Here is a 17,799-nt window from a genome sequence, read left to right on the forward strand (position 1 = left end):
TATCACATTATATCACTTCAGTTTTTATTTTTCAAAATATTTTTATATTTTTACAACCTTTTGTTCTTCAACTTCCTTTGCCCTTTGAATAGCACGATATATAGAGTATCCACTTACTTCTTGAAACTCTTTATCAATTTTCTTTTCTTCTGCTTTCGATGGAACAATCTCTTTAAAACGACGATATAAACCCATTAATTCTTCTCTTATAATTCCTTTTTCATAAGCTTTCTCAATCGCTTCATAAAACTTCACAATTGTAACCATTTCCTCATTTGACCAATCATAATCTAACGGATATTGATATTCCATTTCGCACCTCATTTATCATTTCTTCTTGTTTCATTATGCTATCTTAAAGAGAATATTTTATTATTCATTATAGCCACTCTGCATTATACACTATTTATTCATTTTAATGGAATTGTCTTCCTCTATTCATTAGTTGAGGCTAACTATTAAACATACTCACCTTAAAAACATTTTTTTCTATACATCTATAATTATTGGTGATATAATGCTTTTGTTTTATAGAAAATAAAGTGAAGCTACCATCTCAAAAACGATTTTTTGAATGGCAGAAAAACAAGCCTCATTCTAAAAAAAGACTTACCTTTTTTAGAGCAGGATTATATAAAACAAATTATACTAAATATTATGAAGAAGAAGGGGTGTATAGATTGTCCCAATACGAAACACCATTGTTTACCGCTTTAGTTGAGCACAGTAAGCGAAATCCAATTCAATTCCATATTCCTGGTCATAAAAAAGGACAGGGCATGGATCCTACATTTCGCGAATTTATTGGGCATAATGCATTAGCAATTGACTTAATTAATATTGCGCCACTCGATGATTTACATCATCCAAAAGGTATGATTAAAGAAGCACAGGATTTAGCAGCCGCTGCATTCGGTGCAGATCATACTTTCTTTTCTATTCAAGGTACAAGTGGCGCTATTATGACAATGGTGATGAGCGTTTGCGGTCCTGGTGACAAAATCCTAGTACCACGAAACGTGCATAAATCAGTAATGTCAGCTATTATTTTCTCAGGTGCAAAACCGATTTTCATGCATCCTGAAATCGATCCGAAGCTCGGTATTTCTCATGGAATCACAATTCAATCTGTCAAAAAAGCACTTGAAGAGCACTCAGATGCAAAGGGCTTACTTGTTATTAATCCAACGTACTTTGGGTTTGCTGCAGACTTAGAACAGATTGTACAATTAGCACATTCTTATGACATCCCTGTACTAGTCGACGAGGCTCATGGTGTTCATATTCATTTTCACGATGAATTGCCGATGTCAGCGATGCAAGCTGGTGCAGACATGGCAGCAACAAGTGTTCACAAATTAGGAGGCTCTTTAACTCAAAGTTCTATTCTTAATGTGAAAGAAGGCTTGGTGAATGTAAAACATGTCCAATCTATTATTAGCATGCTTACAACTACATCAACTTCTTACATCTTGTTAGCATCACTTGATGTTGCGAGAAAACGTCTTGCTACAGAAGGAACAGCACTCATAGAACAAACAATACAATTAGCTGAACATGTTCGTGATGCTATAAATTCTATTGAGCATCTTTACTGTCCTGGAAAAGAAATGTTAGGTACAGATGCTACCTTTAACTATGATCCTACAAAGATAATTGTATCTGTAAAAGATTTAGGTATTACCGGCCACCAAGCTGAAGTATGGCTTAGAGAGAAATATAACATTGAAGTAGAACTCTCAGATCTATACAACATACTATGTCTTATCACTTTGGGAGATACAGAAAGTGATACAAATACACTTATTACAGCATTACAAGATTTAGCAGCAACATTTAGAAATAGGGCAGATAAAGGTGTTCAAGTACAAGTAGAGATTCCAGAAATTCCAGTGCTAGCACTTTCTCCTCGAGATGCTTTTTATTCGGAAACAGAAGTCATTCCATTTGAAAATGCAGCGGGTCGTATTATAGCTGATTTTGTTATGGTTTATCCGCCAGGGATTCCAATCTTTACTCCGGGGGAAATTATTACACAAGAAAACTTAGAGTATATTCGTAAAAACTTAGAAGCAGGTTTACCTGTACAAGGTCCTGAAGATATGACATTACAAACATTACGTGTTATTAAAGAGTACAAGCCTATCAGTTGATAGGCTTTTTTTTCACCTTTTTTCCTATTCTTCATACGATACTAAAGAATGTAACGTATAGGTGGGGATACTATTATGATTGTAATAGGCCGTTCTATTGTACATCCTTATATTACAAATGAATATGAGCCATTTGTAGCAGAGAAACAACAAATTTTATCAATAATGGCAGGAAATCAAGAAGTTTATTCCTTCCGAACAGCTGATGAACTCAGCTTTGATCTCAATTTACGAGTTAATATTATTATCTCTGCACTAGAACTTTTTCAAAGTGGATTTCAATTTCGCACATTTCAACAATCTTTTTGCAACCCCCAGTATTGGAAAAGAACATCCCTTGGAGGATTCGAGCTTCTTCCAAACATACCACCTTCTATTGCCATACAAGATATTTTCAAAAACGGAAAACTATATGGAACTGAATGCGCAACCGCTATGATCATTATTTTTTATAAAGCTTTATTATCATTGTATGAGGAAGAAACTTTCAATCGTCTATTTGCAAACCTTTTACTTTATACATGGGACTACGATCAAGATCTAAGGCTCATAACAAAAAACGGTGGCGACCTTGTTCCAGGTGACCTCGTTTACTTTAAAAACCCACAAGTGAATCCAGCTACGATTGAGTGGCAAGGAGAAAACACAATCTATTTAGGAAATTTCTTTTTTTACGGACATGGCGTAGGTGTAAAAACAAAAGAAGAAATTATTTATTCATTAAATGAACGACGAGTCCCTTACGCTTTTATTTCAGCTTTCTTGACCGATACTATTACCCGTATCGATAGCCGTATAATGAGCCAATACGCTTCTTCTAGTACACCACAGACATCCATAAGCTTTATTCCAATTAGAGATGATGCAATCGTTGCAACAGTTGGCCATACAACTACAATTTATTAAAAAAGCGCCTACACATGTAGGCGCTTTTTCTTATTATTAAGCTTTTGTATGTTCTTTATGGTCACATTCGCAATGAGATCCACATTTCCCGTATAGTACTGTTGATTTTTCATCTTCAAAATGTCCAATTGTTCCTTCACATACTTGGCATACGATTGTTCCCATTTTCATTTCCCCCTGAGTTTTAATAGTAATCTATTTATTTATCATTAAGCTTTCGCATTATCTTTTCTAACACAGTCACAATTTGTTCCACATTTTCCGTAAAGTACTGTCGTTTTCTCATCTTCAAAATGTCCGATTGTTCCTTCACATACTTGGCATACGATTGTTCCCATTTTTCATTTCCCCCTAAGTTTATGGTCCTAAAAACTTTTAGCTGTCCATTTCCTATCAATTATTGGGCTTTTGTATGCTCTGTGTGATCACATCCGCAAGATCCACATTTCCCGTAAAGTACCGTTACTTTCTCATCTTCGAAGTGTGCAATTGTACCTTCACAATCTTGACATACGATTGTTCCCATTTTTCATTTCCCCCTAAGTTTATAATCCCAAAAACTTTTTTGTAACCGCTTAACTTTCTGTCTTTATTTTAATATGTTATACTTTTTACGTCAATAGGTTTTTAGTATAACACATTAAATATTTTAAATTTTAATTAGTATGCGATATTCAAATAAAAAACAGCCATATTTATAAGTACGACTGTTTCACATTAATTATTCTTCATATTCCGCATGTAAAGAAGTTGACGGAACTAGAAATTTGAAAAACTCAGCTAACTCCTTCGCTTCCTCTTCTGATCCTAATTTAAAAATCTCCTGTATATATTGAACATTCTCTACATCATCTCGTCCGAGTAAAGTAGACCTTCCTGTTTGCATACAAACAATGAGCGGTTTTCCAAAAAACATATTTGTATAAATAACACCAAAATCATAACGTGTATCATGTGTCATAAACCCTAAAAATCGTACCTTCACACTTTCATGCTCATCATACAATTTTTCAAACATTGGTTTCCACCTTTCTACATCACGTTTCATTACTAGTATATTAAACAAAACATGTAATACTCCTTTTAATTGTCAAAAAATTCAGTAGGATGTAGAATGATAGTATTCTACTAAGTTAGGGGGAACTTATATGCAACATGCCTTTATTACGCTTGTACCTAAATCCAATCAACAATCTGTTTCAATAGATGATATAAAACAACTTTTTCATTATTATAAAACAGTTACTTCTAAAACTGGGGCCCAAATTAATTACCCGTATACAAATACCGCTTTTCCTTATGAAATTTTAGATACATCTACAACAACATTAAAACTTCAATCCAATCACGACCGGTATGACTCAATTTATATTGGTGTTGGTATAGAAAATAAACAATCTTTCATCCAAGTTTCTTTACCACCTAATGCAACATATGGTGACAAAGGGAAAGCGAATGAATTTTGCCGTTTTTTAGCGAAGAAATTAGAAGGAGAGTTACAATTATTTAATGGAAGAACAATGTATTTTTATAAACGTTAATTTAAAAAATAGATAATATGATTAAAAATAGTATACAATTCGAACATGTAAGAAATAAAGCTTGCTTTCTTACGTGTAATACAAAATATGCTATTACATAGGCTAAATACAGGAATACGAAAAAAAGAATAACTTTATAATGAAACTTATCACCATTCGATAATGTTAATACAGTGGAAAAGCCACTCCATAGTAGTAAATGATAAAATATAACATGTAATATTTTCATGGAACCTTCTCCTTTGACATGCTCTATTTTATTAATATATGGGGTTAAGTTTGAATCAATTACATATTATAGGATGATATATATTACCTTTGAAGTAAGTTACGCCTAAATCATTTGTTAAAGTATTATATATTCATTCGACAAGTACGTTTAAAGACCTTGCAAGTCATTTGATGAAAATAAAAATAGCCCCTCTCTTACAATAAGAGAGGGGCTATTTACATTACTTAAATTATTTTACAATGTGAATTGGCATTCCAAGAGCAACTTCAGCTGCTTCCATTGTGATTTCACCTAATGTTGGGTGAGCATGGATTGTTTGAGCGATATCTTCAGCTGTCATTCCAGCTTCGATAGCTAAACCAATCTCAGAGATAATATCAGAAGCACCTGCACCTGCAACTTGAGCACCTACAAGAAGACCATCTTCTTTACGTGTTACAAGTTGTAGGAAACCGTCAGTGCTGTTTAATGATAATGCACGACCGTTAGCAGCGAATGGGAACTTAGATACAGTTACAGTCATTCCAGCTTCTTCAGCTTGTTTTTTAGTGTAACCAACAGATGCTAATTCTGGATCAGTGAAGCATACTGCAGGAATTCCGATGTAATCGATAGCTGATGCATGGCCACTAATTGCTTCTACAGCTACTTTACCTTCGTAAGAAGCTTTGTGAGCTAATGGTGGTCCAGGAACGATATCACCGATTGCATAGATGTTCGGTACATTTGTACGACATTGCTCATCGATTTCGATGATGCCGCGGTCAGTCATTTTAACTCCAACTTGCTCAAGACCGATTTCTTGAGTGTTTGGACGACGACCTACAGTTACTAATACGTAATCTGCTTCTACAGTTTGGATTTCACCTTTAACTTCAAAGCTAACTTTTACGCCAGTTTCTGTTTCTTCAACGCCTTTAGCCATAGCTTTTGTATGGATATTTACGTTACCTTTTTTCTGTAGAGCACGTTTAACAACAGAGCTCATAGCTTTTTCGAAACCAGCTAAGATTTCGTCGCCAGCTTCTACTACAGTAACTTCTGTACCGAAGTTAGCATATGCAGTACCTAATTCCATACCGATGTAACCGCCGCCGATTACAACAAGTTTTTTAGGAATTTCAGGTAAGCTTAAAGCACCTGTAGAGTTGATAACACGTTTAGAGTATTTGAATCCTGGAATTTCGATTGGTGTAGAACCAGTTGCAAGAACAGCATTTTTAAACGTATAAGTTTGAGCTGCATCTTCAGTCATAACGCGTAATGTGTTAGCATCTACGAAGTAAGCTTCACCGCGAATGATTTCAACTTTGTTACCTTTAAGAAGGCCTTCAACACCGCCAGTTAATTTCTTAACTACGCCGTTTTTCCATTCTTGAACTTTTGTAAAGTCAACTTTTACGTTCTCTGCAGTGATACCCATGTCATCAGAATGCATTGCATTCTCATAACGATGACCTGCATTGATTAACGCTTTTGAAGGAATACATCCAACGTTTAAGCATACGCCACCAAGGTTAGCTTTTTCAATAATTGCTACCTTTTGACCTAATTGTGCTGCACGAATTGCCGCAACGTATCCACCAGGACCTGCACCAACAACGACTGTATCTAATTCAATTGGGAAATCTCCTACTACCATTGTTATTACGCCTCCATTACTAATAATTGTGGGTCATTCAATAGACGTTTAATTTGGTTTAACGCTTTTTGAGCTGTTGCGCCGTCAATTAAACGATGGTCAAAGCTTAGAGATAATGCTAATACTGGAGCTGCAACGATCTCGCCATTTTTCACAACTGGTTTTTCAGCGATACGGCCGATACCAAGGATTGCTACTTCTGGGTGATTGATAACTGGAGTGAACCATTGTCCACCTGCAGAACCAATGTTTGTAATTGTGCAAGAAGCACCTTTCATTTCAGTTGGAGCTAGACGACCTTCACGTGCTTTACCAGCAAGATCGTTGATCTCGTTAGAAATAGTGAAGATAGACTTACGATCTGTATCTTTAACAACTGGTACTAATAGACCTTTGTCTGTATCAGCTGCGATACCGATGTTGAAGTAATGTTTATGAACTACTTCTTGAGATGCATCGTCTAAAGAAGTGTTTAACATTGGGTATTCACGTAATGCAGATGTTAAAGCTTTAACAACGTACGGAAGGTAAGTTAATTTAATACCTTTGTCAGCTGCTACTGCTTTGAACTTCTTACGGTGAGCAACAAGCTCAGTTACATCAACTTCATCCATTAATGTTACGTGAGGAGCTGTATGCTTAGAGTTAACCATTGCTTTCGCAATCGCTTTACGGATACCACTCATTTTCTCACGAGTTTCTGGATATTCTCCAGCTGGAATTGGTTGTGCTTTTGGTGCTTCTTCTTTCGCTGCTGCTGGAGTAGCTTCTACTGCTGCTGGAGCCTCAGTTGCTGCTACAGTTTGTCCACCATTTGCAAATGCATCGATGTCAGCTTTTACGATACGGCCATTCTTACCAGTACCAGCTACTTTATGAATGTCTACACCTTTTTCACGAGCGTATTTACGAACAGATGGCATAGCGATTACGCGCTCATTTACTACTTCTGCAGTTGCTGCTGGAGTAGCTTCCGCTGCTGGAGCTTCTACTGCTGCTTCTTCAGCTTTTGGAGCTTCATCATGATCGTCACCTTTAAATTTAAGGTTTTCGTATCCAGGAGCATCAAATTTAATTAATGTATCTCCTACGATTGCAACTGTTCCTTCTTCTACAAGTACTTCAAGTACTTTACCTTTAACAGGAGAAGGGATTTCTACTACTGCTTTATCATTTTGTACTTCAAGAAGTACATCGTCTTCATTTACTTCATCGCCTGGTTTAATAAACCATTTTACGATTTCACCTTCGTGGATACCTTCACCGATATCTGGTAGTTTAAATTCAAATGCCACGGAATTCAGCCCCCTGATTCATTTCATTATTATGGAATATGTACAAAAGAAACCAGCATGTGCTGATTTCTTTTGCACATGAAAAACTAAAAATTAGAAGTTCATTACTTTGTTTACAGCTTCAACAATATCCTTGTGGTTTGGTAACCATACGCTCTCTGCTTGAGAGAATGGGAATACTGTATCAGCAGCTGCAACACGTACAACTGGAGCTTCTAAGTTTAAGATTGCACGGTCGTTAATTTCCGCTACAACGTTAGCTGCAATACCAGCTTGTTTTTGAGCTTCTTGAACTACAACTACGCGACCTGTTTTTTCAACAGAAGCGATGATTGTTTCGATATCTAATGGTTGAACTGTACGTAAGTCAACAACCTCTAAAGAGATACCTTCTTTTTCAAGTTCTTCAGCAGCTTTTAATGCAGCGTGAACCATAGCACCGTAAGCGATAACAGATACATCTGTACCTTCACGTTTGATATCAGCTTTGCCTAAATCAATTGTGTATTCGCCTTCTGGTACATCTTGGCGGAATGAACGATACAATTTCATATGCTCTAAGTAGATAACTGGATCGTTGTCACGAATCGCAGAGATTAAAAGACCTTTAGCATCGTATGGAGTAGATGGAATAACAACTTTTAGACCAGGTTGTTGAGCCACTAATCCTTCTAAGCTATCAGCATGTAGTTCAGGAGTATGAACACCACCACCGAATGGAGAACGAACTGTTACTGGAGCAGTCCAACGTCCACCAGAACGGTAACGCATACGAGCCAATTGACCAGAAATTGAATCCATTACTTCAAAAACGAAACCGAAGAATTGGATTTCTGGAACTGGACGGAATCCTTCAAGTGCAAGACCAACTGCAAGTCCACCAATACCAGACTCTGCAAGTGGAGTATCCATTACACGATCTTCACCAAATTCAGCTTGTAAACCTTCAGTAGCACGGAATACACCGCCGTTTACACCAACGTCTTCACCAAATACAAGTACGTTAGGATCATTTTTCATTTCAACGCGTAAAGCATCAGTGATTGCTTGAATCATTGTCATTTGAGCCATGGCTTACTTCGACTCCTTTTCTTTGTAGATTTCATATTGTTCAGCTAAGTTGTAAGGCATTTTTTCGTACATGATTTCCATTAAATCAGTTACTTTTTGTTTTGGAGCTTGGTCAGCCTTAGCAATTGCTTGTTTGATATCTTCTTTTGCTTCTTCGATTACTGTCTCTTCAACTTCTTGAGACCATAGGCCTTTAGCTTCTAAGAACTTACGGAAGCGTACGATTGGGTCTTTTTGTTCCCATTCGTTTTCGATATCTTTTGTACGGTAACGAGTTGGGTCATCACCAGCCATTGTATGTGGACCGTAACGGAATGTTAAAGTCTCGATTAAAGTAGGACCTTCGCCATTTACTGCGCGCTCACGAGCGAAAGCAGTTGCTGCGTATACAGCTAATGGATCCATACCGTCTACTTGAATTCCGTAAATACCTGCTGCTACTGCTTTTTGTGCTACAGTTTTAGCTGCAGATTGCTTTTCTACTGGAGTAGAGATTGCATAACGGTTGTTTTGAACAACGAAGATTGCTGGAGCTTTGAATGCACCTGCAAAGTTCATACCTTCGTAGAAGTCACCTTGTGAAGCACCACCGTCACCAGTGTAAGTAATTGCAACAGATTTTTTACCACGTAGTTTCATACCTAACGCAACACCAGCAGTTTGGATGATTTGCGCACCGATAATGATTTGTGGAGCTAATGCATTTACATTCTCAGGCATTTGGTTACCCATGAAGTGTCCACGAGAGAATAAGAATGCTTGATATAATGGAAGTCCGTGCCATACTAATTGTGGTACATCACGGTATCCTGGTAAGATGAAGTCTTCTGCTTCAAGTGCGAAATGACTCGCTAATTGAGAAGCTTCTTGTCCAGCTGTAGGTGCGTAGAAACCTAAACGTCCTTGACGGTTTAAAGAAATAGAACGTTGATCTAATACGCGAGTATACACCATACGACGCATTAATTCTTTTAATTGATCATCAGATAATTCAGGCATAGCTGCTTCATTCACAACTTCACCGTTTTCATTTAAAATTTGTAATGTTTCAAATTGAGCTGCGATAGCTTTCATTTGCTCATCAACATTAAATAGGGTCTTTTTTGTTTTAGTACCCATTCCGTTCACCTCTTCCTCTCTTGAACCATATTCTGAAACGCTTTCACTGGCTATTTTCCAGTTTAAAAAGCGCAACGATGTAAACCAACATGTTTATCTGTCGGTTGAGAATAATTTTGTGTACCTAACAATCTGTACTAATGTTTTTTCAGAAACATATTAATACAATCTTGATCACGTTTTTTAGTTTACAACTATTCTAATTACGATGTCAATTACTTTGAATACGTTTTTTTATAAATAATATGCAGGTTTCTACTACACAAACGTGTTTTTATTTTTTACATCTGTATTAGTAAGCATTGACCTACTGTTATATTATTCCCTTTTTCACTTATTTTTTCTCTTAGAATAATATGTAAACGATTTAATTCTCTTTAGTTTTTCTCTCTTCGTAACAAAAATATACAAACTATCCTTCCTTTTTTAGGTAAATACCTATACATTTCTACCCTCTCTTCCATACATTATAGTAACCGCAGTATTAGCGGGAAATGATAAAGGAGGTCATCTCATGTACGGATACTCATATTGCTATCCAACTTGTTCATATCCTTCCTACGGTTATGGCGGTTCTTGTGGCGGGTCTGGACGCGGCTTCGCCTTAATCGTTGTGTTGTTTATTCTTTTAATTATCGTTGGTGCTGCTTGCATTCGCTAATGTAAAACGAAACAACTATGGAAAGAAAAAGACGGCTTTGCCGTCTTTTTCTGTTTATCACATACATAAACACTCTATAATAGAACGATTTCCAAAATACCTTCCCTTTCTTGCCGATGACTTTTTCCATCTCCTTTGGTAGACTAAAGAGGAAAGGAGAGATTACATATGCTTACAATGAAAGATGTTATTCGCGAAGGAGATCCTATTTTGCGCAACGTTGCAGAAGATGTTTCATTACCGGCAAGCGAAAAAGATACAACTACCCTAAAAGAAATGATTGAATTTGTAATAAATAGCCAAGATCCTGAAATGGCTGAAAAATATAGTTTACGCCCTGGAATCGGATTAGCGGCTCCGCAAATCGGTGTTTCAAAAAAAATGATTGCAGTTCATGTAACCGATGCGGACGGTACATTATATAGCCATGCATTATTCAATCCAAAAATCATTAGCCATTCTGTTGAACGTACATATTTACAGGGCGGTGAAGGCTGTCTATCTGTAGACCGCGAAGTACCTGGTTATGTTCCTCGTTATACAAGAATTACAGTAAAAGCAACTTCTATTAACGGGGAAGAAGTAAAATTACGTTTAAAAGGTTTACCAGCAATCGTATTCCAGCACGAGATTGACCATTTAAATGGCGTTATGTTCTATGACCATATTAATAAAGAAAATCCATTTGCCGCTCCTGATGATTCCAAACCTCTAGAGCGATAATAATAAAGTGAAACTTTAATCAGTGGGGGTTTTGTTCATCCCCCACTGATTATTAGCCCTCACCAATCGGGCAGCAGGCCCCCACCTAACTTCTTTGCTTTTGCTGAATTTTGAGGTGGGGGTCTTACTACCCGGCAAATAGCGTGATAAAAAGGCGGAAGTTAATCTTCCGCCTTTTTATTATGAAATGGGTTCCATATTCACTTACAGCAATCCAGCCCACTTTAGTCCATGATATATACCGTCTTCACTAACGTCCTTTGTCACATGATTTGCAAGTTTTTTCAAGTCTTCATGGCCATTTCCCATCACAATACCTGTGCCAACGGCTTCGATCATTTCTAAATCATTTAAGCCATCTCCAAATGCATATACTTGATCACGATTAAAACCTAACTTTTCAATATATTTCTCAATTCCTTTTGCCTTAGAACCACCATTCGGAATGATATCCATTGAATATGCATGCCAACGAATAAAATGAAAATCTGGATAATGATTAATAAACTTTTCCTCTTCATTTACTTCACAAAAAAGTAGTGTTTGATAAATATTACGTTCCTCATAAAAATTAGGCTCATATGCTGGATGCTCAAAGTTTAAGCTTCCAAAGCCTTCTTTCACATAATCATGATATTCCACTGATGCTCTCATATCTTGATGGTCAAGATATACAAGTGGATATCCTTCTTGTTTTGCAAACTGAGTAAACTTATGTAAAGCATCTGGATGTAACGGATTATTAAATATTACCTCATCTTCAAAGACAACATATTGTCCATTAAAACTAACATAATTATGTATATCAAGTTCCTTGCGAATATCTTCGAACATAAATGGCGCGCGCCCTGTCGCAATTGCTACATGTACACCTTTTTCTTGTAACTGTTTTACTGCATCTCGTGTAGATTGCGGAATTTTTTTATCATGATCTAATAATGTTCCATCAATATCAAAAAAAACAATTTTATCATTCATTTGTCAAAATCCTTTCTGGCACTCTATATTCCTATTTTGAATATCACTTTTCAAATTCTAAAAAAAAGTATAACATATTAAACATCTGTGAAGAAAGCGTTCCCTTTCTGACCTTATTTACAAACTTTGCATATATATATTAGTAAAACATGTGGATACTTGTTCGGATGAATTTTCTTTTCCATTCTTCCTCATACTATACCTATAACTAACGGCTACTAATCGTTACTATAGAATAACTTTCACTGTATGGGAGAGGACAAGACTCACCATTCACTTTTGTCCTATCTCTTATATCAGAGATAGAATTTTCACTATTAATATGCATGTTTAAAATAAGGAAAGGAAGGAGTAATCATGCTGAAGAAGCTGAAGAAAAAGCTCAAGCGTTATTTAAACGGTCTAGTCCGTAAAAAGACAATCGCTTAAATTGTGCCCATTTCGGGCTTTTTCTTCATTCTCATTCGAAAAAACATGAAAATCGGGACTGTTTGCTTTATAATAAGTAACAGATAATGCAAAACATAGACAAGGAGAGGTTTTCCAAATGATTTTTAAAGTATTTTATCAAGAAAAATTAACTGAGGTTCCAGTACGTGAAAATACAAAAGTTTTATATTTAGAGGCTACGTCTGAAAAAGATGTTCGTACAAAATTAAATAAGTTCGCATATAATATCGAGTTTGTTCAGTCTGTTACTGGCGCTCATCTTGAATATGAAAAAGAAAACGCTGATTTAACATTAGCGGAAATCGTATAGCGATATGAAATTTCTAAAAAACGACCAAGTTGCTGTATTTGCTCTCGGTGGGCTTGGTGAAATCGGTAAAAATACATACGCTGTTCAATTTCAAGATGAAATTATTATAATTGATGCTGGAATTAAATTTCCAGAGGACGAACTCCTCGGAATCGATTATGTAATACCAGACTACACTTATTTTGTGCGAAACGAAGATAAAATTAAAGGGTTATTCATTACACATGGTCACGAAGATCATATCGGCGGAATTCCTTATCTATTACGTCAAGTGAACATTCCGATTTACGGCGGAAAATTAGCAATTGCACTCATCAAAAATAAATTAGAAGAACACGGCTTACTTCGTAAAGCAAAACTTTACGAAATTCAAGAAGATGACGTTATTAAATTCAAAAAAACGTCTGTATCCTTCTTCCGTACAACTCACAGTATTCCAGATTCGTACGGCGTTGTTGTGAAAACACCTCAAGGTCAAGTTGTTCATACAGGTGATTTCAAATTTGATTTCACACCAGTTGGTGAACCAGCTGATTTAACAAAAATGGCTGAAATCGGTAAAGATGGCGTGCTATGTCTATTATCTGATAGTACGAACAGTGAAGTTCCAAACTTTACTATGTCTGAGCGTCGCGTTGGTGATAGCATTCAAGACATTTTCCGTAAAGTAGACGGACGGATTATATTCGCAACCTTTGCATCAAATATTCACCGCTTACAACAAGTTATTGAAGCTGCTGTTGAAAACAACCGTAAAGTAGCTGTGTTTGGTCGAAGTATGGAAGCAGCGATTGAAATCGGACAAAACCTTGGTTATATTCGTTGCCCGAAAGATACATTCATAGATGCATCTCAACTAAACCGCTTACCAGCTAATAAAGTTGTTATTTTATGTACAGGTAGTCAAGGTGAACCGATGGCAGCACTTTCACGTATTGCAAACGGTACACACCGCCAAATTCAAATTATTCCTGGAGATACAGTTGTTTTCTCTTCTTCACCAATTCCAGGAAATACAATTAGCGTAAGTCGTACAATTAACATGTTGTACCGCGCTGGCGCTGATGTAATTCACGGGAAACTTTCAAATATCCATACAAGTGGACACGGTGGGCAAGAAGAACAAAAGTTAATGTTACGTCTAATTAAACCGAAGTACTTCATGCCAATTCATGGTGAATATCGTATGCAGCGTATGCACATGAACATAGCAAATGATTGTGGTATCCCTGAAGAAAATTGCTTCATTATGGATAATGGCGATGTTCTTGCTTTACGTTCGGATGAAGCTAGCGTAGCTGGAAAAATCCCATCTGGTTCGGTCTACATTGATGGAAACGGTATTGGAGATATCGGCAATATCGTATTACGAGATCGTCGTATCCTTTCTGAAGAAGGACTTGTAATTGTAGTTGTAAGCATTGATATGAAAGAATTTAAAGTTGCAGCAGGACCTGATATCATCTCACGCGGTTTCGTTTACATGCGTGAAAGCAGTGATTTAATCAATGATGCACAAACATTAATTACAACTCATTTAGAAAAAGTAATGGAGCGTAAAACAACACAATGGTCTGAAATTAAAAATGAAATTACAGACACATTAGCTCCATTCCTATATGAGAAAACGAAACGCCGTCCAATGATTTTACCAATCATTATGGAAATATAAGAAAAAGGACAATGCTATGAAGGCATTGTCCTTTTCTCTTATCTTAAAAAGTGTTTAAATCGATCCACTTCATCGTCATGACCAATGACAATTAATATATCTCCTGCTTGAATATTCTCCGTAGCCCGAGGGGATACGATAACTTCTTTACCTCGTTTAATTGCTACAATATTCAATCCAAACTTCGCACGAATATCTAATTCAATTAAAGAGTGCCCATCAATTTTTTTATTCGCAATAATCTCTACAATACTATGCTCATCTGAAAGCTCAAGGTAATCTAACACATTGCTTGATGCAATATTATTAGCAATCCTTTTTCCCATATCACGTTCTGGATGCACAATATGATCTGCACCTATTTTACTTAACACTTTTTCATGATAATCATTTTGAGCTTTTACAGTAATATTTTTTACACCCAACTCTTTCAAAATCAAAGTCGTTAAAATACTTGAATTTAAATTATCTCCAATAGCAACGACTACGTGATCAAAATTTCGAATACCAAGGCTTTTTAATACCATCTCATCTGTTGAATCTGCAATTACAGCATGCGAAGCTATATTTGCAAATTCATTAATTTTATCCTCATCTGAATCGATTGCCATTACTTCCATACCTAATTGAGCTAGTTCTCGGCAAATACTTCCACCAAAGCGACCAAGTCCAATGACAGCAAACTCTTTTTCTTTCTCACCCACAGGAATTCCTCCAATAACTTCAAGTACTATTTATTTTCAGTGTAACACACTTTATATGCGTCACAAAAACTGTAATTAGCTCTTATTTTTGTTTTTGTATATAAAAATATTGTTGCAAGTAAAAAGCGATACCAACAAGTAACATAGCAAATACAAATATATTTCCAAACGAACTAAATGTTTCAAAAACGAATAATAATGTTTCTTGACCAAAAAAGGCAAATAGCAGCTGTATGAATGCAAATAACAACGCCCATATGTAATGATGTTGATGAAATAAATAATGCGTTGCACCTAAAAAAGCAATAAACGAAAAGATAAAGATCCACCAATTTTCTAAAAATAGTTGCCAATTAGAAAATTGATATCCATTTACTAATATCGCAATAAGCGCGATAACTGCCATCGTCGGCACACTCCAAAATAATGCCCGTCCTCTAAAGAAACGAGTGCCTTTAACATCTCCTTTTTCATGTGCAATATATGTTAGTACTACTGTGCTTATATACAAAACAGAAAGAATTGTTAAAACGATAATGAGCCAAAAATGTAATTGATAATATTCATGTTCTATATTTGTCACAATTGCAGCTAACATACACGGAATTAACATTCCCGTCCAACCATCTACTTTTCTTTCATTCCAAAAGACCGTATTACCAATCCTTATTCCTAACAGCATAAAAATAATGATACCCAATACAAATAACGTAGTTTTATTCCCTACTAAACTCGTTGAGAAAGCAATTAATCCAATAAATAAAAAGAGCACAAACCCATTCATAATTTCTAGTACAGGTGATAAATATCTCTTCACCCATTTGTATGTTTCGTCATATTCATTATTATCTACTAGACGATAGGCATAAAAACTTATCCCAAAATAAACCGCCGCAATAATAACATACGCATATAAGACGAAACATAAAATCGCACTGCTAATTTGCACGTAATTCCCCACCCTTTTTTCTATGTTTCACATTGATTTTACACACTTTTCATACTAAAAGTAAACATATATAAGTTAGTCAAATAATTAATAATGAGCAGTGGCTAAAAACCCCCTGCTCATTATTAAAACAGTCCAATTAACTTTATTCTTTCATTTGTATGTAAACGCCTAAAACCAATCTATACGAGCGTTACTTACACCTCAGAACAAAATTTTTTTTGGAAACTTCAAGAAAGCGGAAGTTTTATTTTCTATTCCCTTTCCACTTTACATATTGGCTTAAAAATGTAATTGCCTTTTCAATCACTTCTTCGTCTGGCTTTAATTTCGCATGATGTAAACCATATTCTGAATTTACTCCAAGCCAAAACATAAATCCAGGGATTTCTCGAAGCATATAACCAAAATCTTCACCTGTCATTGCCTCAGTACATGTAATAACATTCATATCTGTTTGTTTATGTACAAATTGCATAAACTCTCTCGTTAACTCTTCATGGTTATATACTTGATGATACATTGCTCCGTAATCTATAATCGCCTCACACTGGAAAGAAGCTTCGATACCTGCAACAATTGCCTCAATTCTGCTTTTCACACGCTTCATTGATTCTACTGATAATGTTCGAATCGTTCCTTCTAAACGAGATTTTTCTGCAATAATATTTTGAACCGTACCACCTGTAATTTTTCCGATTGTAATTACTGCACTATCAAGAGGATTTACATTGCGACTAATAACGGATTGAAGCTGTGTAACAAGATGACTCGCTGCAACAATCATATCATTTGCAGTATGCGGATAGGCAGCATGGCCACCTTTCCCTTTTAAATCGATATATAATTCTGAAGTATTGGCAAATAACAGTCCTTCTTTCGTTGCAATTGTCCCTACAGCGTATTCTGGTGCAATATGAAGACCAAGAATTATATTTGGTTTCCATTCTTTTAACTCTTCACTTTCTAACATAGGAAGAGCACCGCCTGGTCCTTCTTCTGCTGGCTGGAATAGAAATACAAGGTCATCATCTATTCTTTCGCTCACAGCTTTCGTTAGAAGGCCTAAACCGATTGTTGTATGTACATCATGGCCACATGCATGCATCATTCCTTCATGAATAGAAGCAAACTCATATCCAGTTTCCTCTGTAATTGGTAAACCGTCTATATCTGCACGATAACCTATTATTTTTTCTGGATTTTTTCCATTTACTTTAACGATTACACCCGTTTTCCATGTCTTCACTTCCACAAATTCATGAGAAAGCGTTCCTATATAATCTAAAATATACTGTTGTGTTTTCCATTCCTTAAATCCGATTTCTGGAATTCTATGTAGATCTCTACGAATTTGGACAAATTTGCTTACTGTCATTTTTGCACCTCTATC

At 36.0% G+C, this 17,799-nt stretch carries 21 protein-coding genes; 7 read left to right on the forward strand and 14 right to left on the reverse strand.

The genetic code is table 11. The features are described from left to right. Positions 1 to 42: 42 nt before the first annotated feature. On the reverse strand, positions 43 to 312 hold the full coding sequence (locus ACYFX0_RS04360; protein WP_000456553.1) for a UPF0223 family protein: 270 nt from the start codon (positions 310 to 312) through the stop codon (positions 43 to 45). Positions 313 to 680: 368 nt separating this feature from the next. Between ACYFX0_RS04360 and speA the strand changes: the two genes are divergently transcribed. Both speA and ACYFX0_RS04370 read left to right on the forward strand, forming a co-directional pair. Continuing rightward, positions 681 to 2,153 (forward strand): arginine decarboxylase, encoded by a 1,473-nt coding sequence (gene speA / locus ACYFX0_RS04365; RefSeq protein WP_142398770.1) that lies wholly within the window; start codon positions 681 to 683, stop codon positions 2,151 to 2,153. Positions 2,154 to 2,228: 75 nt separating this feature from the next. Next, on the forward strand, positions 2,229 to 3,059 hold the full coding sequence (locus ACYFX0_RS04370; RefSeq protein ID WP_460269930.1) for a protein-glutamine gamma-glutamyltransferase: 831 nt from the start codon (positions 2,229 to 2,231) through the stop codon (positions 3,057 to 3,059). A 36-nt stretch (positions 3,060 to 3,095) separates the two neighbouring features. Here the strand turns inward: ACYFX0_RS04370 and ACYFX0_RS04375 are convergent, their stop codons facing one another. The 4 genes from ACYFX0_RS04375 to ACYFX0_RS04390 all read right to left on the reverse strand — a co-directional run bounded on the left by ACYFX0_RS04375 (position 3,096) and on the right by ACYFX0_RS04390 (position 4,077). Then, positions 3,096 to 3,224 (reverse strand): GapA-binding peptide SR1P, encoded by a 129-nt coding sequence (locus ACYFX0_RS04375; RefSeq protein WP_000536796.1) that lies wholly within the window; start codon positions 3,222 to 3,224, stop codon positions 3,096 to 3,098. Positions 3,225 to 3,268: 44 nt separating this feature from the next. Then, complete coding sequence (locus ACYFX0_RS04380; RefSeq protein WP_000536807.1) at positions 3,269 to 3,397, reverse strand: GapA-binding peptide SR1P; 129 nt, start codon at positions 3,395 to 3,397, stop codon at positions 3,269 to 3,271. Between the two features lie 59 nt (positions 3,398 to 3,456). Further along, positions 3,457 to 3,585 carry a GapA-binding peptide SR1P gene (locus ACYFX0_RS04385; RefSeq protein ID WP_000536778.1) on the reverse strand — a complete coding sequence of 43 codons (129 nt, stop codon included), beginning with the start codon at positions 3,583 to 3,585 and terminating at the stop codon, positions 3,457 to 3,459. Between the two features lie 195 nt (positions 3,586 to 3,780). Continuing rightward, on the reverse strand, positions 3,781 to 4,077 hold the full coding sequence (locus tag ACYFX0_RS04390) for a DUF3055 domain-containing protein (RefSeq protein WP_106081586.1): 297 nt from the start codon (positions 4,075 to 4,077) through the stop codon (positions 3,781 to 3,783). A gap of 130 nt (positions 4,078 to 4,207) precedes the next feature. Here ACYFX0_RS04390 and ACYFX0_RS04395 point away from each other — a divergent pair, with 130 nt between their 5' ends. Then, positions 4,208 to 4,600, forward strand: coding sequence for a DUF1885 family protein (locus ACYFX0_RS04395; protein ID WP_001163296.1), 393 nt, complete (start codon positions 4,208 to 4,210; stop codon positions 4,598 to 4,600). 1 nt (position 4,601) lies between these two features. Here ACYFX0_RS04395 and ACYFX0_RS04400 read toward each other — a convergent pair whose 3' ends face one another. The 5 genes from ACYFX0_RS04400 to pdhA form a co-directional block, all read right to left on the reverse strand. Next, positions 4,602 to 4,829, reverse strand: coding sequence for a hypothetical protein (locus ACYFX0_RS04400; protein ID WP_000697469.1), 228 nt, complete (start codon positions 4,827 to 4,829; stop codon positions 4,602 to 4,604). A gap of 232 nt (positions 4,830 to 5,061) precedes the next feature. Continuing rightward, entirely contained in the window at positions 5,062 to 6,474 is a 1,413-nt protein-coding gene (gene lpdA / locus ACYFX0_RS04405) for a dihydrolipoyl dehydrogenase (protein ID WP_000260104.1), read from the reverse strand. A gap of 5 nt (positions 6,475 to 6,479) precedes the next feature. Further along, the gene (pdhC, locus tag ACYFX0_RS04410; protein ID WP_000863420.1) at positions 6,480 to 7,769 is read right to left on the reverse strand and encodes a pyruvate dehydrogenase complex dihydrolipoyllysine-residue acetyltransferase; all 1,290 of its coding nucleotides are present in this window, start codon (positions 7,767 to 7,769) and stop codon (positions 6,480 to 6,482) included. Positions 7,770 to 7,862: 93 nt separating this feature from the next. After that, positions 7,863 to 8,840 carry a pyruvate dehydrogenase complex E1 component subunit beta gene (pdhB, locus tag ACYFX0_RS04415; protein WP_000068163.1) on the reverse strand — a complete coding sequence of 326 codons (978 nt, stop codon included), beginning with the start codon at positions 8,838 to 8,840 and terminating at the stop codon, positions 7,863 to 7,865. 3 nt (positions 8,841 to 8,843) lie between these two features. Further along, a complete protein-coding gene (gene pdhA / locus ACYFX0_RS04420; protein WP_000536895.1) occupies positions 8,844 to 9,959 on the reverse strand; it encodes a pyruvate dehydrogenase E1 component subunit alpha in 1,116 nt (371 codons plus the stop codon). Between the two features lie 514 nt (positions 9,960 to 10,473). Between pdhA and ACYFX0_RS04425 the strand changes: the two genes are divergently transcribed. Both ACYFX0_RS04425 and def read left to right on the forward strand, forming a co-directional pair. Next, positions 10,474 to 10,620, forward strand: coding sequence for a YjcZ family sporulation protein (locus ACYFX0_RS04425; RefSeq protein ID WP_000274562.1), 147 nt, complete (start codon positions 10,474 to 10,476; stop codon positions 10,618 to 10,620). Positions 10,621 to 10,788: 168 nt separating this feature from the next. After that, positions 10,789 to 11,343, forward strand: coding sequence for a peptide deformylase (gene def, locus ACYFX0_RS04430; RefSeq protein ID WP_000957043.1), 555 nt, complete (start codon positions 10,789 to 10,791; stop codon positions 11,341 to 11,343). A gap of 204 nt (positions 11,344 to 11,547) precedes the next feature. Here def and ACYFX0_RS04435 read toward each other — a convergent pair whose 3' ends face one another. Further along, positions 11,548 to 12,321 (reverse strand): Cof-type HAD-IIB family hydrolase, encoded by a 774-nt coding sequence (locus ACYFX0_RS04435; RefSeq protein WP_000998269.1) that lies wholly within the window; start codon positions 12,319 to 12,321, stop codon positions 11,548 to 11,550. 547 nt (positions 12,322 to 12,868) lie between these two features. On the opposite strand from ACYFX0_RS04435, the gene ACYFX0_RS04440 reads away from it, so the two are divergent. Both ACYFX0_RS04440 and rnjA read left to right on the forward strand, forming a co-directional pair. After that, positions 12,869 to 13,081, forward strand: a complete 213-nt coding sequence (locus tag ACYFX0_RS04440; RefSeq protein ID WP_000576435.1) for a DNA-dependent RNA polymerase subunit epsilon — start codon at positions 12,869 to 12,871, stop codon at positions 13,079 to 13,081. Positions 13,082 to 13,085: 4 nt separating this feature from the next. Next, positions 13,086 to 14,753: a ribonuclease J1 gene (gene rnjA, locus ACYFX0_RS04445; RefSeq protein ID WP_000670375.1), complete on the forward strand. Its 1,668-nt coding sequence runs from the start codon at positions 13,086 to 13,088 to the stop codon at positions 14,751 to 14,753. 38 nt (positions 14,754 to 14,791) lie between these two features. Here rnjA and ACYFX0_RS04450 read toward each other — a convergent pair whose 3' ends face one another. The 3 genes from ACYFX0_RS04450 to ACYFX0_RS04460 form a co-directional block, all read right to left on the reverse strand. Further along, the gene (locus tag ACYFX0_RS04450) at positions 14,792 to 15,457 is read right to left on the reverse strand and encodes a potassium channel family protein (protein ID WP_000504032.1); all 666 of its coding nucleotides are present in this window, start codon (positions 15,455 to 15,457) and stop codon (positions 14,792 to 14,794) included. A gap of 82 nt (positions 15,458 to 15,539) precedes the next feature. After that, positions 15,540 to 16,406, reverse strand: a complete 867-nt coding sequence (locus tag ACYFX0_RS04455) for a hypothetical protein (RefSeq protein ID WP_001167320.1) — start codon at positions 16,404 to 16,406, stop codon at positions 15,540 to 15,542. A gap of 247 nt (positions 16,407 to 16,653) precedes the next feature. Further along, complete coding sequence (locus tag ACYFX0_RS04460) at positions 16,654 to 17,784, reverse strand: N-acetyldiaminopimelate deacetylase (protein WP_000218671.1); 1,131 nt, start codon at positions 17,782 to 17,784, stop codon at positions 16,654 to 16,656. Between the last annotated feature and the right edge of the window lie 15 nt (positions 17,785 to 17,799).

The sequence above is a fragment of the Bacillus sp. NEAU-Y102 genome (assembly GCF_054788175.1).